We start from the raw sequence: 13,893 nt of genomic DNA, 5'->3' as shown, positions 1-13,893 counted from the left end.
GGAAGTGGGCGGCGCGCGGCTCGGGTCGGCCGGCGCCGCAATGGGCAACCCGTGATTTTAGGGTTTTCCATCACATCTGTCGCGCTGCGCGCGCTTGGCGCAATGTCAGCAAGGCCATTCAATCGATTGCCAAAGTCAAATATCAACATGACAATGGCAAACATGCTGGCATCTGCGTCCACCCCCGACCCCGCCGCCGTCAAGGCGATCCGGCGCTTCAACCGCTTCTACACGGGCCGCATCGGCGTGCTCGATCCGTACCTTGGCAGCGACATGTCGCTGACCGATGTGCGCGTGCTCTACGAACTCGCGCACCGCGAGACGCCCGTGGCGAGCGAGATCGGGCGCGACCTTCGCCTCGACGCGGGCTACCTGAGCCGCATCCTGCGCCGCTTCGAGGCATCGGGCTGGCTGGTGCGCGAACGCCACGCGCGCGATGCGCGCCAGAGCGTGCTGCGCCTCACCGAGGCTGGCCATGCGGCCTTCGCGCCACTGCAGCAGAAGTCGCGCGACGAGGCCGCCGCCCTGCTCGCGCCGCTGCCGCCGCCCGAACGGCAGCAGGTGGTAGAGGCCATGGCGCGCATCGAGCGCCTGCTCGATCCGGGCCACAGTGCGCCGGTCCGCACCCGTACCGTCGTGCTGCGCGATCCGCAGCCCGGCGACATGGGCTGGGTGGTGCAGCAGCACGGCGAGCTGTACGCGCGCGAGTACGGCTGGAACACCACATTCGAGGCGCTGGTCGCCGAGGTCGTGGCGCAGTTCGTGCGCAAGTTCCAGCCCGAGGGGGAGAAATGCTGGATCGCCGAGCTCGACGGCGAGCGCGTGGGCGCGGTGTTCGTGGTGCGCAAGTCGGCCCTCACCGCGCAATTGCGCCTGCTGCTGCTGGCACCGTCGGCGCGTGGCCTCGGGCTTGGTGGGCGCCTGACCGACGAATGCATCGCCTTCGCTCGTTCGAAGGGCTATCGCAGGATGGTGCTCTGGACCAACAGCTGCCTAGCTGCCGCACGTGCAATCTACGCCAAGCGCGGCTTCAAGCTCGACAAGGCCGAGCCTTACGAAGGCTTCGGGCAGCAGCTCGTGGGCGAGACCTGGTCGCTCAGGCTGTCGTCGTAGCGCGGCGCCTGCGCAGCCACAGCAACCTCGACACCGGCACGAGCCACACCAGCACCACCACGACGGCCAGCGAGGCCGCGATCGGGCGCGACACGAAGCCGACGAGCTGCCCGTCGGACTTGATCATCGAGGTGATGAAGTTCTCCTCGAGCATGCCGCCGAGCACCACGCCGAGGATCGCCGGCGCGACGGGAAAGCCGTTTTCCTCGAGCAAGTAGGCCACGATGCCCGCCACCAGCATCACGCCGACGTCGAACAGCGAGTTGTTGATCGCGAACGCGCCGACGATGCAGAAAAGCAGGATCAGCGGCATCAGCACGTTGCGCGGCACCCGCAGGATCCGCTTGGCCACCTTGATGCACAGAACGCCGAGCGGAATCATGATGAGGTTGGCGATGATGAACAGCAGGAACACCGCGTAGATGTTCTGCGGATTGGTCGTGAACAGCGTCGGTCCCGGGTTGAGGTTCTTCATGTAGAGCACGCCGATCACGATGGCGGTGATCGAGTCGCCCGGGATGCCGAACACCAGCGCCGGGATCCACGCGCCCGCGAGCGCGCTGTTGTTGGCCGCACCCGATTCGACGATGCCCTCCACGTGGCCGGTGCCGAACTTCTCGGGTTCCTTCGAGAACTTCTTGCTCGTGGCGTACGACATCCATGCCGCGATGTCGGCCCCCGCGCCCGGCAGCGAGCCCACCGCGGTACCGAGCACGCTGCCGCGCAGGATCTGCACCGGGTACTTCTTCGCCAGCGCCCACTGGCCCGCAAGCACGCGGCCCACCTTGTCGACCATGATCTCGCCCGGTGGCCGCGTGTCGACAGCGAAGCGGATCACTTCCGACACGGCGAACATGCCGATCATCATCGGGATCATGCCGATACCGCCGGTCATCTCGGCATTGCCGAAGGTGAAGCGCGGAAAGCCCGCGGGATTGCCGAGCCCCACGCAGGCCACGAGCAAGCCCAGCAGCAGCGTGACCATGCCCTTGAGCGGCCGGTCGGAGGTGATGAACACCGCGCAGGTCAGGCCCAGCAGCACGAGCCAGAAGTACTCGAACGAACTGAAGTTGAGCGCGAAATCGGCGAGCGCCGGTGCAGCGACGATCAGCACCACGGTGCCGAAGAGCCCGCCCGCGGCCGAAAAAACCAGCCCCGCACCGAGCGCGGTCTCGGCCATGCCCTTGCGCGTCATCGCGAAGGCCTCGTCGGTGTAGGCCGCCGAAGCCGGCGTGCCCGGAATGCGCAACAGACAGCCCGGTATGTCGCCCGAGAAGATCGCCATCGCGGTGGCCGTCACCATGGCCGCGATCGCGGGGATCGGCTGCATGAAGAAGGTCACGGGCACCAACAGCGCGACGGCCATGGTGGCCGACAGTCCCGGCACCGCGCCGACGAAGAGGCCATAGAGCGCCGCCAGCACCATCACGAGGAGCGTGTAGGGCTCGAACACCATCGAGAAAGCCTGCAAGAGGGCTGCCGACATGGAGGTTGCTTTCGGTGGTTACCAGGCGATCGGCATCAGCACGCCCCAGGGCAGAGGAACGCGCAGCAGCTTGTAGAACACGGTGTGGATCACGAGCGCCGCGACGACGGCGATCAGCAGCGCACGCGCTGGCGGCACCCGCATGACCAGCATCAACGCGAGCAGCAGGATCGCGGCGATCGGCAGGAAGCCGACGCGCTCGGACAGCAGCATGTAGAACAGCACGGCGCCGATGACCAGCGCCACCGCGAGCACATGGCGCGGCGAGGCCGTCCAGGCGCCGAGCCGCACCCAGGCGACGGTCCGGCGCTCGCGCCAGCCCTTCGCCAACAGAAGCGCACCGCAGACGCACAGCCCCGCGGCGATCAGCCCCGGAAAGAGCGCGGGCCCGAACTGCTGGCCCGCCATGCCGGGAAAGCCCCGCACCACAGCGAGCACCAGCCCGCCGAGCACGAGCAGGACCAGTCCGAAGACGGCATCGTTGAACTTCATCGCGCCAGGGCCCCCGTGCCCGGCGCGGCCACGCTGCGCAGGGCGCTCACTTGACGATGCCCACTGCCTTCATCGTCGCGCCGAGTTCGGCATCGGATTTCGCCATGTAGGTGGCAAACTCGTCGGGCCCGGCATAGATCACGCCGAAGCCGCGCGAGGCCATGAAGTCGGTGTAGTCCTTGCTGGCCACCACCTTCTTGAGCGCGGCCGCGAGCTTGTCGCGCACGTCGTTGGGCAGGCCCTTGGGCGCGACGATGCCGCGCCACGCCGCCATCGACCAGTCGCTGCCGATGGCCGACTTGAGCGTGGGCACGTTGGGGTACAGCGCCGAGGGCTTGTCGCTCATGATCGCGAGGCTCTTGACCTTGCCGGCATCGATCAGCGAACGCGCCTCGGGCAGCGACACCGGTGCGATCGCGACGCCGCCCGCCACCACGTCCTGCAGGCCCGGCGCGGCGCCGTTGCTCGGCACCCAGGGCACCGCCGCGGGGTCGATCTTCTGGTCGCGCAGCAGCCCCGCGATCGCGAGGTGCCAGATGCCGCCCTGCCCCGTGCCCGAGGCTTTCAGCTTGCCCGGGTTCGCCTTGATGGCGGTGAGCAGGTCGGCCACCGTCTTGTATGGCGCATCGGCACCGACCTGGATGCCGGCGGGGTCGAGGTTGGCCAGGCCGATGGGCGTGTACGAGGCGCTCGTCAGCTGCGTGAGGCCCTGCCAATGCATCATGCCGATCTCGACCGTGGCCATGCCGATGGTGTAGCCGTCGGGCGCTGCCGCGGCGATGGCCGCATGGCCCACCACGCCGTTGCCGCCGGTACGGTTCACCACCGTGAACGGCTGGCCGAGCTCCTTTTCAAGCAGGCTCGCGATGATGCGCGCCGTGGCATCGGTGCCGCCGCCCGCGCCCCAGGGCACGATCAGCGTGACCGGGCGGCTCGGGTAGGCCTGGGCGGCCGCGGGGGCCGCCGCGGCAAACAGGGCGAGCCCCGCGGCGACGCCGGCGGCATGGGTCACGAAGGAGCGTCGGGAGAAGAAACGGGCTGGACGGGCACGCATGGCGGTTGTCTCCTGTCGAGGTCATTGGTATGACGATTGAACGGAAACCGGTTTTCTCACGTTTCGCCCGCCGGAGACATTAGGGTCAACCATCCCTTGTGCGCACCAGGCCGGGCCGCTTGACGCGTTCGACGCCTGGCTCGCAGAAGTCGAAAGTGGTCACGCCGTTGACCGTGGCATCGCTGCGCAGCGTCTCGGGGTGCGCGAGCGTGCGGCGCATGTCGCGCACGCCGGCCTCCCAGTGCTCCTCGACCGCGGCGCGCGAGAACTCGTAGTCCTTCGACTCGCGCTCGTAGGGCTTGTCGCGGTAGATCAGGTGGAAGATGTCGATCGGCTCGTGCGTGAGCCCGGCCTGCACCGCGCGCACCGAGGGATCGTCGCGCAGGTGCGCGGGCAGCCTGGCGATCAGGTCCGCGATCGCCTGCTGCAGGTTCACGTTGGCCGCCAATGCGTCGGTGTTCAGCCGGGTGCGGCTGGAGTAGGTGATGTCCTTCTGCCGCTCCAGCACGCCCGAGAGCGTTCGCGGTATTTCGCCGCGCGCGCTGAACAGGTCGACCTGCAGCACCACCAGCGGCTCGGAGCGCGGATGCACGTCGAGCACGTACTGCAGCGGGGTGTTCGAGACGATGCCACCGTCCCAGTAGTGCTCGCCGTCGATGCATACCGGCGCGAAGCCCGGCGGCAGCGCACCGCTCGCCATGATGTGCTCGGGACCGATGCGGTGGCGCGTGTTGTCGAAGTAGACCGAGTTGCCGGTGCGCACGTCGACCGCGCCCACGCTGAAGCGCGCTTCGCGCGCGTTGATGCGGTCGAAGTCCACCAGGCGCTCGAGCGTTTGCCGCAGCGGCGCGGTGTCGTAGTAGCTCAGCAGCGGCGCCGCGGCGCCCAGCAGCAGAGAAGGCGAATAGCGCGGTTCGAAGAAGCCGGGAATGCCCACCAGCACGGCCATCGCCGCGCTCCACTGGTTCTGCGTGGCGCGGTCGCCGAGCCACGGCGGCAGGCGCTGCGCGGGACCGGACGACACCAGGTGCCAGAACTCGCGCAGCCGCTCGACGCGGCGGCCCGGCGCATTGCCGGCAATCAGCGCCGCGTTGATGGCACCGATCGAGACGCCGGCGATCCAGTGCGGCTGCAGGTCGGTCTCGCTCAGCGCGGCATACACGCCGGCCTGGTAGGCGCCGAGCGCGCCGCCGCCCTGCAACACCAGTGCCTTGCGCGCGGCGCGCATGTCCTCGCGGCGGCCGCGGAACGGATCGATGACGGGCTGGCGAGCGGTGGTGCGGGGCTTCGGCTTGCGGGGGGTCATGCGGTGCATTGGACACCAGCGCCGGCGCCGCAGCCGAGCCTTGCGGGCGCTGCTACATCTTGGGCAGCATCTGCCCGCGGATCTCGCCGGCCGGGTTGGCGGCGGTGTGGATGTTGGCGTACCACTTGCCCGCGATCAGGTCGGCGGCCTGCGCCGGCGTGAGCGTGGCCTGGCCCTCGATCGGGCTGGCCGCATTGGCAAAGGGCAGCACCACGCCGGCGTTGGCGCCGGCGGTGGCCGGTCCGTGGAAGTGCGCTGCGGTGGCCGGCCCGCTGAGGCCGGTGTAGGTGATCTTGTATTTCAGGACGTTGGTGTCCCGGTTGAGCCAGGCCTCGGCCAGGCCGCTGCCGCGCGTCATGTTGGGCGGCACTTCGCTGGCGGCATTCATCGTGCCGCTGAAGCTCGCGACGTTCGACCGCGACATCATTCCGCAGCCCGCCAAGGCGGCACTGGCCACGCCGGCAACGAGGGTCGCGCGCAAAAGGGTGCCATATCGGTTCATGTGTCGATCTCCTGGAATGATGAAAACCGCTACAGCATAGGCAGCGCCGCCACGAGCGCATGTCGGCCACCACCGCGACTTTTTCAACCGAAGGAGAATGCGGCCATGAACCCTTCTGCCTCCCTCCCCTCGGCCCGCGACATCGTCGACTTCTGGCGCGATGCGGGGCCCGAACGCTGGTTCGCCAAGGATGCGGCCTTCGATGCCGCATTCCGCGAACGCTTCCTCGCCGCCCATGAAGCGGCCGCCGCCGGACAGCTCGATGGCTGGCTGCACGATGCCGAAGGCGCGCTCGCGCTGCTGGTGCTGCTCGACCAGTTTCCGCGCAACACCTGGCGCGGCGAGGCGCGCATGGTGGCCACCGACGACAAGGCGCTCGACGTCGCGCGCCGGGCCATCGACGACGGCTTCGATCGCGCGGTCGACGACGCGCTCAGGCGCTTCTTCTATCTGCCGTTCATGCATTCGGAGTCGCCCGCGGACCAGGCGCGCTCGGTCGAGCTCAATGCCGCCCTCGATGCGAACACGCAGCGCTTCGCGGTGCTGCACCGCGACATCATCGAGCGCTTCGGCCGCTTTCCGCACCGCAACCGCATGCTCGGGCGCGAAAGCACGCCCGAAGAGCAGCGCTTCCTCGACGAAGGCGGCTTCGCAGGTTAGGTGCCCGAGCGGCTCGGCGACGCGCTGGCAGGCGCGTCGGCCTTGTCGTGGCGGCGCGATCCGTAGGTCTTGGCATAGACCCAGGTGAACTCGGCCCCGAGCAGGAAGATCTGCGCCGAGTAATACACCCACACCAGCACCACCACCAGCGAACCCGCCGCGCCGTAGCCCGAGGCGACGCTGCTCTTGCCGATGTAGAGGCCGATGAGGTGCTTGCCGATCGTGAACAGCATCGCCGTGGCCGCGGCCCCGACCCAGACGTCGCGCCACTGCACTTTCGCCCGCGGCATGATCTTGTAGATCATCGCGAAGATCACCGTGACCATCGCGAAACTGAAGGCGAAGTTCACTGCCTGCGCCAGCGTGGCCCAGGCGCCGAACACCGGCGACCACCACTTGCTCAGCGCAGCCAGCGCCGCGCTCGCGACCAGCGACACGATGAGCAGGAAGCCGATGCCCATGATCATGCTGAACGACAGCAGCCGCACGCGCACCAGGTTGAACAGGCCCGAGCTCTTGGCCCGCGCGGGCGCACGCCAGATGCGGTCGAGCGAGTCCTGCAGTTCGCCGAACACGGTGGTCGCGCCGACCACCAGCAGGCCGATGCCCAGCACGGTGGCCACCACGCCTTCGGTCGGCTTGTTCACGGCTTGCAGCATGCCCTGCACTGCGGCGGCGCCCTGCTCGCCCATGAGCCCCGCGAGCTGCGCGAAGATCTCGCCGCGCGCGGCCTCCTCGCCGAACACCAGTCCTGCCACCGAAATGACGATCAGGAGCAGCGGTGCTATTGAGAACACGGTGTAGTAGGCGAGCGCGGCGCCCATGCTCGGCGCATAGTCGTTCGACCACGACGCGAAGGCCTGCTTGCAAAGATCGAAAAGTGCGCGGATTGGCATCATCTTGGTGATTCTCCCTGGGTGAGTTGTCGACGCCTGTCAGTCCGCTCCCCAGCAGCCTGCAGGCAGGGCTACGATAATCCCATTCACATGCATCCGTCCCCCTCCGGCGCGGCGCCGCCACCACCCGCATCCCCTGCGCAACCGCAGTCGCCACGCGACCTTTTCGTTTCCTTCACCTGGCTGGCGCTGCAGGGATTCGGTGGCGTGCTCGCCATCGTGCAGCGCGAGATGGTCGAGAAGAAGCGCTGGCTCACGCCCGAGCAGTTCCTCGAGGACTGGGCCGTGGCCCAGGTCATGCCGGGGCCGAACGTGATCAACCTCGCGCTGATGATCGGCGACCGCTACTTCGGCCTGCGCGGCGCGGTGGCCGCAGTGGCCGGCATGCTCGCGGTGCCGCTCGTGGTGATTCTGGTGCTGGCCGTGCTCTACGCGCACTATGCGGCCAACCCGCAGGTCGCCGGCGCGTTGCGCGGCATGGGCGCGGTCTCGGGCGGGCTGATCGCCGCCACCGGCATCAAGCTGATTCCGCAGCTGCGCAGGCATCCGCTCGGCTTCGGCGCCTGCCTGGGCTTCGTGGCGGTGGTGTTCGGCGCCATCGCCCTGCTCAAGATTCCGCTCGGCTGGGTGCTTCTGGCGGTGGGCGGCGTGGCATGCGCCTGGACCTGGCGAAAGATCGCCGCATGACGATCGCGATGCAATGGCACGACTGGCTCGCGCTCTTCGGCCAATACCTGCTGCTGTCGCTGCTGTCGATCAGCGGCGCGATCACCACGGTGCCCGACATGCACCGCTACCTCGTCACGCAGCACGGCTGGCTCACCGACGCGCAGTTCAGCTCCTCGGTGGCGATCGCACAGGCGGCGCCGGGGCCCAACGTGCTCTTCGTCGCGCTGATGGGTTGGAACGTCGGGCTCAATGCTGGCGGCGGCATCGGCGCCGGCCCGTTCGCCTGGCTGCTAGGGCTGTTCGGGCTGACGGTCACCATGGTGGGCATCATGCTGCCGAGCACCACGCTGACCTACCTGGCCACGCGCTGGGGCCACCGCAACCGCGAGCGGCGCGGCGTGCGGGCCTTCAAGCAGGGCATGGCGCCGGTGGTGGTGGGCCTGCTGATTGCCACCGGCTGGGTGCTGGCGGCCGGCAACCCGGCCGGCGGCGCGCCCGCGTGGCACCTGTGGCTGCTGACCGCGGTGGCCGCGCTCATCGTCTGGCGCACGCGCGTCCACCTGCTGTGGCTGCTCGGTGCAGGTGCGCTGCTCGGTGCCGTAGGCTTCGTCTGATCTTCATCGCTTTCTGCCTTCTTCTTCAGGAACACACCCATGACGCAACTCCGCTCGCTCGGCCGCTCCGGCCTCCTGGTTTCGCCGCTCGCCTTCGGCGGCAACGTGTTCGGCTGGACGGTCGACGAGGCGGCTTCGTTCAAGTTGCTTGATGCCTGGGTCGAGGCCGGCTTCAACCTGGTCGACACCGCCGACGTCTATTCGCGCTGGGTGCCGGGCCACACCGGCGGCGAATCGGAAACCATCATCGGCAAGTGGCTCCGCCAGAGCGGCAAGCGCAGCCGCGTGGTGCTGGCCACCAAGGTCGGCAAGCCGATGGGCGACGGCAAGTCGGGCCTCTCGCCAGCCTATATCCGCGAGGCCGTGGAAGCCTCGCTCCAGCGCCTGCAGACCGACTACATCGACCTGTACCAGTCGCACGACGACGATGCCGCGACGCCGCTCGAAGACACGCTCGGCGCCTTCGACGCGCTCATCAAGGAGGGCAAGGTACGCGCCATCGGCGCCTCGAACTACACGGCACCGCGGCTGGCCGAGGCACTCGACGTGTCGGAGCGGCTCGGCATCGCGCGCTACGAAAGCCTGCAGCCGCTCTACAACCTCTATGACCGCGCGGCGTTCGAGGATGCGCTCGAGCCGCTGTGCGTGCAGCGCGAGATCGGCGTGGTCAATTTCTACGCCCTCGCGGCCGGCTTCCTGACGGGCAAGTACCGCACCGAGGCCGATGCCGCCAAGAGCGCGCGCGGTGCCAGCACCACGCAGAAGTACCTGAATCCGCGCGGCCTTCGCATCCTGGAGGCGCTCGACAAGGTGGCGCAGCAGTACAACGCCAAGCCGGGACAGGTAGCTATCGCCTGGCAGATCGCGCGGCCTTCGATCACGGCGCCGATCGCGAGCGCGACCTCGATCGCGCAACTGGAAGAACTGGTGGTCGCGACGCAGCTCAAGCTCGATGCCGGCACCATCGAGATGCTGGACCGGGCCAGCGCCGAGACCACCGAAGCTCATCAGTAGGCAAGTTCCCACACCGACTGGCGACGACGGCCGGGTCAGGCCGCGGCGCGCATCGGGATACTGCGAGGCATCAAAGCTTTCGGGGAAACAAGCATGTCTTTCGCGCTCTACATGGTCGGCTTTTTGATCTTCCTCGGCGGTATCGCCTGGGGCGCATCGGTCGCCGGCGTGCCAACGCTCTACATCGGCATCGGCGCGCTGATCCTGCTCGGAATCGGCATCTTCAGCGCCGTGGCGCGCACGCGCAGCAAAGACCCGTCCTGACGGGGCTCAGGCGCTGCGTTGCCGCAGCGCCTCGTAGAGGCAAACCCCACTCGCCACCGAGACGTTCAGGCTCTCGACGGCACCGGCCATCGGGATGCTGACCAGCTCGTCGCAGGTCTTGCGCGTGAGCTGGCGCATGCCCTCGCCCTCGGCACCCAGCACCAGCGCGAGCGGCCTTTTGAAATCACTCTGGTAGAGCGTCCCGGGCGCATCGTCGCTCGTGCCGACGCACCAGATGCTGCGTTCCTTGAGCTCGTTGAGCGTGCGCGCGAGATTGGTCACCATGAAATACGGCACGGTCTCGGCCGCGCCGCTCGCGACCTTGGCCACGGTGGCATTGATGCCTGCCGCATGGTCCTTGGGTGCAATGACCGCATGCGCGCCCGCGCCGTCGGCCACGCGCAGGCAGGCGCCGAGGTTGTGCGGATCTGTCACGCCGTCGAGCACCAGCAGCAGCGGCACGGTACCGGCCTCTTCGAGCCCTTCGAGCAGCTCGTCGAGAGAGCGGACCTGCGCCACGGGGTCGACCCGCGCCACCACGCCCTGGTGGCCATGGCTGCCGCTGAGCTTGGCGAGCCGCAGGCCGTCGGCCTCGACGAGCCGCACGCCGGCCTCCTGGGCGCGCGCGATGAACTGCTTCATGCGCGCATCGCGCCGGCTGGCGTCGAACATCACTTCGAGCACCGATTTCGGCGCGGTCTTGATGCGCACGCCCACGGCATGGAAGCCGAAGATCACTTTGGGGGAAGACATGCCCCGATTATCCCTGCCGCCCGGCGACCCGCGTGCGGCGTCTCAGGCGATCGGCAGGCCGCTGCCGGCGCGCGTCAGTGTGTCGTGCAGCTGCTGCACCGCGAGTGCGCGTGGATGCGCCTGCTGCACGCTGCCCACGCTCTCGATGTACGCGCAGGCCGCATAGCGTTCGGCCACCTGCTCGTAGCGTGCGACCCAGGCGTCGCGCAGCGCGAGCTTGTCGGGCGCCACGGGCCAGACGCCGGGCTGCGGGCGCATGTGCTCGCCGATGCCGATGCGCCAGGGTTTTGCCGTCAGCCGCGCGCGAAAGCAGTTCTGGTTGCGGCACATGCGTGCATAGACCTTGTCGGCACCGAGTGTCTGGAAGACGTCGGTGACCGCATGGTCCGGCGGCGCAAAGACGTCGTGCATGGCGAGCGCCCGCAGCCCGGACGGCGTGCGGTAGAGCCGCAGGTGCCATTGCGGATGCTGGTGAATGAAGCGGTCGATGCGCGCCCTCGCCGCCGCAAGCGGATCGCCTTGGTCGCCCTTTGGCTCGCTGGCGCGCAGGCCCTCGGCGCGCAGGCGCCAGAAGCCGATCGTGGCGATCGCAATGCCCGCTGCCGCCGCAGCAATCCACGAACCCGACGCGAAGCCGGTGACCAGCACGCCGATCAGCGCCGCGCCGATCACTGTGAACCCGCGCGCGCCGCCCGTCTGCGGCGCCTCGAAGTCGACGTCGACGAACAGCACGTCGGGCGTGTTGAGGCAGCGCGCGCCATAGCCGTTGCGCGTGACGATGTCCTCGCCATGGCGTTCGAGGATCTGCTCGCGAATCGGCATGCCGTTGGCACCGTTGTAGGCGCGCTTGCGTTCGCGGCGCTCGAGCGTCTCGCCAGCGGCGATGCGCTCGAAGGCCTCGCGCGTGCGTGCGTCGGCATGGGCCTGCGCAGCCAGCGGGCTGTCGTCGGACCAGCCGAAGCGGCGCACGGTGAGCTGCTTGCCGTCGACGATCTGCTGGATGCGGCCTTCGGCCCAGAACTGCGGAACGATCATCGCGACCCGTCCACGGCTTCTTCAGGCGCCCGCGAAGAGAAAGCCCACGGCCAGCACCGCAAGCGCGATGACGATCACCAGCCAGACCTTGCCGCCACCCGAAGCAACGCGCCCCGGTTCGGCCATCGGATCGAAGGCGCCGCCGGGCGCACCCGCACCGCCCCGCTGTCCCTTCAGGTGGCCTTCGATGAGCTTCAGCGTCTCGGCCAGACCGAGACCGGTGGCCTCGCGCACGATCTTCACCGCATCGACCTTGCGGCCTTGGGCCAGGGCCGCAGCGGCTGCGGCCGGAACGGCCGGCGGGCCGCCGCCCATGGGCCCGCTGAATCCGCCGGCCGGCGCCTGCGAATCGGCAGGCATGTGGCCGGCATGACGCTCGACGAGGTCCTTGGACTCCTTGAGGCCCAGGCCCGTGCGGTCGCGCACGACCTTGATCGCCTCGATGATGTTGCCGCGCTCCAGCGCAAGCCGCGCTTCGGGGGGAAGTTCGTCCGTCATGGAAATCTCCTCTTGTCGTTGTCGTTGTCGTCGTGCGCGCGGCCACCCTGCACCGCGCCGCGCCGCGGGGGCTCATCAGAGCCTGCCAGCGTCGGCGGTCTTTTCGTTGTGGCTCACGCGGCCGGCCTCGATGGTGATGCGGCGCTCGCACTGGGCCGCGATGCCGCGGTCGTGGGTGACGAGCACCAGCGTTGTGCCGAGCTCGCGGTTGAGGTCGAACATCAGGCGCATGACCTGCTCGCCGGTCGCGAAGTCGAGGCTGCCGGTAGGCTCGTCGGCCAGCAGCAGCGCCGGCTGCACGACGAAGGCCCGGGCCAGTGCGACGCGCTGCTGCTCGCCGCCCGACAGCACCTTGGGATAGTGGCCCAGCCGCTGGCCGAGGCCGACGCGACCGAGCATTTCGGTGGCCGCCTTGCGTGCATCCTTGCGGTCGGCCAGCTCGAGCGGCAGCATGACGTTTTCGAGTGCGCTCAGGTTGCCGAGCAGCTGGAAGCTCTGAAACACGAAGCCCACGCGCTGGGCGCGCAGCGCGGCGCGCTCGTCCTCGTCGATGGCGAAGATGTCGTCGCCCGCGAGCCGGACCGTGCCGCGGGTCGGTGTGTCGAGCCCGGCGATGATCGACAGCAGCGTGCTCTTGCCGGAACCCGACGCGCCCACGATGGCGGCGGTCTCCCGCACGCCCAGGGTGAAATCGATGTCCTGCAGAATATCCAGCGTGCCGGTCGAATCCGTGACGGACTTGAACACATGCTCGACGGCGACAATGGCATCAGACGGGGGTTGGGACATGGAAAGGCTTTTCGTTTTGAATCGACGTGACTTTATCTTGACCGCCGGCGCCGTCGGCAGCGCAGGGACTTGGACCGTGGCGCAGGGCCAGCCCGCGCGCACCGCAGCCGCTCGCAAGCCGGTGATCCTGGTGCTCGGCGATTCGCTCTCCGCCGAGTACGGCCTCAAGCGCGGCGAGGGCTGGGTGCCCCTGCTCGAGAAGCGGCTGGCCGAACAGAAGATCGCCGCCACGGTGGTCAATGCGAGCATCAGCGGCGACACCACCTCGGGCGGGCGCGCCCGCTTCGCGCCGCTGCTGGCGCAGCACAAGCCGACGCATGTGGTGCTCGAGCTCGGCGCCAACGATGCGCTGCGCGGCCTGCCGCTGCAAAGCACCGAAGACAACCTGCTGCACATCACCAAGGCCGCGCAGGCGGCCGGCGCCAAGGTGCTGATCGTCGGCATCCAGGTGCCGCCGAACTACGGCGGCGACTACACGCGCCGCTTCGAGGCGGTGTTCGGCAAGGTGGCCAGCGCGACCCAGTCGCCGCTGGTGCCCTTCCTGCTCAAGGGCGTGGCCGATGCCCCCGACGCGCTCGCGCTGTTCCAGGCCGACCGCATCCACCCCAACGCCACGGCGCAGCCGCAACTGCTCGACAACGTCTGGCCCGAACTGCGCAAGCTGCTGCTCGCATCGAAGTAGCCCGGCCCGGCGGACGCGGCGCAGCCCAAAAAAAACCGCCGCGGGCACGGGCCAGCGGCGGCTTTT

The 13,893-nt window shown here is 68.7% G+C and carries 17 protein-coding genes; 7 read left to right on the top strand and 10 right to left on the bottom strand.

All coding sequences use genetic code 11. From position 1 onward, the window contains the following. The first annotated feature begins 162 nt into the window (after positions 1-162). A complete protein-coding gene (locus AC3A6R_RS03100) occupies positions 163-1,113 on the top strand; it encodes a bifunctional helix-turn-helix transcriptional regulator/GNAT family N-acetyltransferase (protein ID WP_487863745.1) in 951 nt (316 codons plus the stop codon). Here AC3A6R_RS03100 and AC3A6R_RS03095 read toward each other — a convergent pair. The 5 genes from AC3A6R_RS03095 to AC3A6R_RS03075 all read right to left on the bottom strand — a co-directional run bounded on the left by AC3A6R_RS03095 (position 1,097) and on the right by AC3A6R_RS03075 (position 5,953). Further along, on the bottom strand, positions 1,097-2,599 hold the full coding sequence (locus tag AC3A6R_RS03095; protein WP_487863744.1) for a tripartite tricarboxylate transporter permease: 1,503 nt from the start codon (positions 2,597-2,599) through the stop codon (positions 1,097-1,099). The genes AC3A6R_RS03100 and AC3A6R_RS03095 overlap by 17 nt on opposite strands. Positions 2,600-2,617: 18 nt before the next feature. Continuing rightward, a complete protein-coding gene (locus AC3A6R_RS03090; protein ID WP_487858845.1) occupies positions 2,618-3,091 on the bottom strand; it encodes a tripartite tricarboxylate transporter TctB family protein in 474 nt (157 codons plus the stop codon). 46 nt (positions 3,092-3,137) lie between these two features. After that, entirely contained in the window at positions 3,138-4,145 is a 1,008-nt protein-coding gene (locus AC3A6R_RS03085; protein WP_487863743.1) for a tripartite tricarboxylate transporter substrate binding protein, read from the bottom strand. 85 nt (positions 4,146-4,230) lie between these two features. Continuing rightward, positions 4,231-5,373, bottom strand: a complete 1,143-nt coding sequence (locus AC3A6R_RS03080; RefSeq protein ID WP_487863900.1) for a patatin-like phospholipase family protein — start codon at positions 5,371-5,373, stop codon at positions 4,231-4,233. Positions 5,374-5,503: 130 nt separating this feature from the next. Then, on the bottom strand, positions 5,504-5,953 hold the full coding sequence (locus tag AC3A6R_RS03075; protein WP_487858842.1) for a CHRD domain-containing protein: 450 nt from the start codon (positions 5,951-5,953) through the stop codon (positions 5,504-5,506). Positions 5,954-6,058: 105 nt separating this feature from the next. Here AC3A6R_RS03075 and AC3A6R_RS03070 point away from each other — a divergent pair, with 105 nt between their 5' ends. Further along, positions 6,059-6,613 carry a DUF924 family protein gene (locus AC3A6R_RS03070; RefSeq protein ID WP_487863742.1) on the top strand — a complete coding sequence of 185 codons (555 nt, stop codon included), beginning with the start codon at positions 6,059-6,061 and terminating at the stop codon, positions 6,611-6,613. On the opposite strand, the gene AC3A6R_RS03065 is transcribed toward AC3A6R_RS03070, so the two are convergent. Beyond that, positions 6,610-7,509 carry a YihY/virulence factor BrkB family protein gene (locus AC3A6R_RS03065; RefSeq protein WP_487863899.1) on the bottom strand — a complete coding sequence of 300 codons (900 nt, stop codon included), beginning with the start codon at positions 7,507-7,509 and terminating at the stop codon, positions 6,610-6,612. The two genes, AC3A6R_RS03070 and AC3A6R_RS03065, sit on opposite strands and share 4 nt — an antisense overlap. Before the next feature lie 90 nt (positions 7,510-7,599). On the opposite strand from AC3A6R_RS03065, the gene AC3A6R_RS03060 reads away from it, so the two are divergent. The 4 genes from AC3A6R_RS03060 (at position 7,600) to AC3A6R_RS03045 (ending at position 10,070) form a co-directional block, all read left to right on the top strand. Then, positions 7,600-8,196 (top strand): chromate transporter, encoded by a 597-nt coding sequence (locus AC3A6R_RS03060; RefSeq protein WP_487858840.1) that lies wholly within the window; start codon positions 7,600-7,602, stop codon positions 8,194-8,196. Then, positions 8,193-8,792, top strand: a complete 600-nt coding sequence (locus AC3A6R_RS03055; RefSeq protein WP_487858839.1) for a chromate transporter — start codon at positions 8,193-8,195, stop codon at positions 8,790-8,792. Before AC3A6R_RS03060 ends, AC3A6R_RS03055 begins: the two co-directional genes overlap by 4 nt. 39 nt (positions 8,793-8,831) lie before the next feature. Further along, on the top strand, positions 8,832-9,806 hold the full coding sequence (locus AC3A6R_RS03050) for an aldo/keto reductase (protein ID WP_487863741.1): 975 nt from the start codon (positions 8,832-8,834) through the stop codon (positions 9,804-9,806). A gap of 93 nt (positions 9,807-9,899) precedes the next feature. Continuing rightward, positions 9,900-10,070 carry a hypothetical protein gene (locus AC3A6R_RS03045; protein ID WP_487858837.1) on the top strand — a complete coding sequence of 57 codons (171 nt, stop codon included), beginning with the start codon at positions 9,900-9,902 and terminating at the stop codon, positions 10,068-10,070. Between the two features lie 6 nt (positions 10,071-10,076). Here the strand turns inward: AC3A6R_RS03045 and rlmB are convergent, their stop codons facing one another. The 4 genes from rlmB to AC3A6R_RS03025 form a co-directional block, all read right to left on the bottom strand. Further along, positions 10,077-10,823 (bottom strand): 23S rRNA (guanosine(2251)-2'-O)-methyltransferase RlmB, encoded by a 747-nt coding sequence (gene rlmB / locus AC3A6R_RS03040; RefSeq protein WP_487858836.1) that lies wholly within the window; start codon positions 10,821-10,823, stop codon positions 10,077-10,079. Positions 10,824-10,865: 42 nt separating this feature from the next. Then, the gene (locus AC3A6R_RS03035) at positions 10,866-11,858 is read right to left on the bottom strand and encodes a hypothetical protein (RefSeq protein WP_487863740.1); all 993 of its coding nucleotides are present in this window, start codon (positions 11,856-11,858) and stop codon (positions 10,866-10,868) included. Positions 11,859-11,879: 21 nt separating this feature from the next. Further along, the gene (locus AC3A6R_RS03030; RefSeq protein WP_487858834.1) at positions 11,880-12,356 is read right to left on the bottom strand and encodes a ribosomal protein L7/L12; all 477 of its coding nucleotides are present in this window, start codon (positions 12,354-12,356) and stop codon (positions 11,880-11,882) included. A 75-nt stretch (positions 12,357-12,431) separates the two neighbouring features. Beyond that, positions 12,432-13,145, bottom strand: a complete 714-nt coding sequence (locus tag AC3A6R_RS03025) for an ABC transporter ATP-binding protein (RefSeq protein WP_487858833.1) — start codon at positions 13,143-13,145, stop codon at positions 12,432-12,434. On the opposite strand from AC3A6R_RS03025, the gene AC3A6R_RS03020 reads away from it, so the two are divergent. Beyond that, positions 13,144-13,827 (top strand): arylesterase, encoded by a 684-nt coding sequence (locus tag AC3A6R_RS03020; protein WP_487863739.1) that lies wholly within the window; start codon positions 13,144-13,146, stop codon positions 13,825-13,827. The genes AC3A6R_RS03025 and AC3A6R_RS03020 overlap by 2 nt on opposite strands. Positions 13,828-13,893 lie beyond the last annotated feature (66 nt).

The sequence above is a fragment of the Variovorax sp. Soil_C_19 genome (assembly GCF_057657255.1).
Note: the sequence above shows the minus strand (reverse complement) of the source record. Positions and strands in the feature narration are given on the sequence as shown.

What these genes read in the sequence shown, in the direction of transcription:
- AC3A6R_RS03100 (WP_487863745.1), top strand. Translation starts at nt 163, where the DNA reads ATGCTGGCATCTGCGTCCACCCCCGACCCCGCCGCCGTCAAGGCGATC.
- AC3A6R_RS03095 (WP_487863744.1), bottom strand. Translation starts at nt 2,599, where the DNA reads ATGTCGGCAGCCCTCTTGCAGGCTTTCTCGATGGTGTTCGAGCCCTAC.
- AC3A6R_RS03090 (WP_487858845.1), bottom strand. Translation starts at nt 3,091, where the DNA reads ATGAAGTTCAACGATGCCGTCTTCGGACTGGTCCTGCTCGTGCTCGGC.
- AC3A6R_RS03085 (WP_487863743.1), bottom strand. Translation starts at nt 4,145, where the DNA reads ATGCGTGCCCGTCCAGCCCGTTTCTTCTCCCGACGCTCCTTCGTGACC.
- AC3A6R_RS03080 (WP_487863900.1), bottom strand. Translation starts at nt 5,373, where the DNA reads ATGCGCGCCGCGCGCAAGGCACTGGTGTTGCAGGGCGGCGGCGCGCTC.
- AC3A6R_RS03075 (WP_487858842.1), bottom strand. Translation starts at nt 5,953, where the DNA reads ATGAACCGATATGGCACCCTTTTGCGCGCGACCCTCGTTGCCGGCGTG.
- AC3A6R_RS03070 (WP_487863742.1), top strand. Translation starts at nt 6,059, where the DNA reads ATGAACCCTTCTGCCTCCCTCCCCTCGGCCCGCGACATCGTCGACTTC.
- AC3A6R_RS03065 (WP_487863899.1), bottom strand. Translation starts at nt 7,509, where the DNA reads ATGCCAATCCGCGCACTTTTCGATCTTTGCAAGCAGGCCTTCGCGTCG.
- AC3A6R_RS03060 (WP_487858840.1), top strand. Translation starts at nt 7,600, where the DNA reads ATGCATCCGTCCCCCTCCGGCGCGGCGCCGCCACCACCCGCATCCCCT.
- AC3A6R_RS03055 (WP_487858839.1), top strand. Translation starts at nt 8,193, where the DNA reads ATGACGATCGCGATGCAATGGCACGACTGGCTCGCGCTCTTCGGCCAA.
- AC3A6R_RS03050 (WP_487863741.1), top strand. Translation starts at nt 8,832, where the DNA reads ATGACGCAACTCCGCTCGCTCGGCCGCTCCGGCCTCCTGGTTTCGCCG.
- AC3A6R_RS03045 (WP_487858837.1), top strand. Translation starts at nt 9,900, where the DNA reads ATGTCTTTCGCGCTCTACATGGTCGGCTTTTTGATCTTCCTCGGCGGT.
- rlmB (WP_487858836.1), bottom strand. Translation starts at nt 10,823, where the DNA reads ATGTCTTCCCCCAAAGTGATCTTCGGCTTCCATGCCGTGGGCGTGCGC.
- AC3A6R_RS03035 (WP_487863740.1), bottom strand. Translation starts at nt 11,858, where the DNA reads ATGATCGTTCCGCAGTTCTGGGCCGAAGGCCGCATCCAGCAGATCGTC.
- AC3A6R_RS03030 (WP_487858834.1), bottom strand. Translation starts at nt 12,356, where the DNA reads ATGACGGACGAACTTCCCCCCGAAGCGCGGCTTGCGCTGGAGCGCGGC.
- AC3A6R_RS03020 (WP_487863739.1), top strand. Translation starts at nt 13,144, where the DNA reads ATGGAAAGGCTTTTCGTTTTGAATCGACGTGACTTTATCTTGACCGCC.
- AC3A6R_RS03025 (WP_487858833.1), bottom strand. Translation starts at nt 13,145, where the DNA reads ATGTCCCAACCCCCGTCTGATGCCATTGTCGCCGTCGAGCATGTGTTC.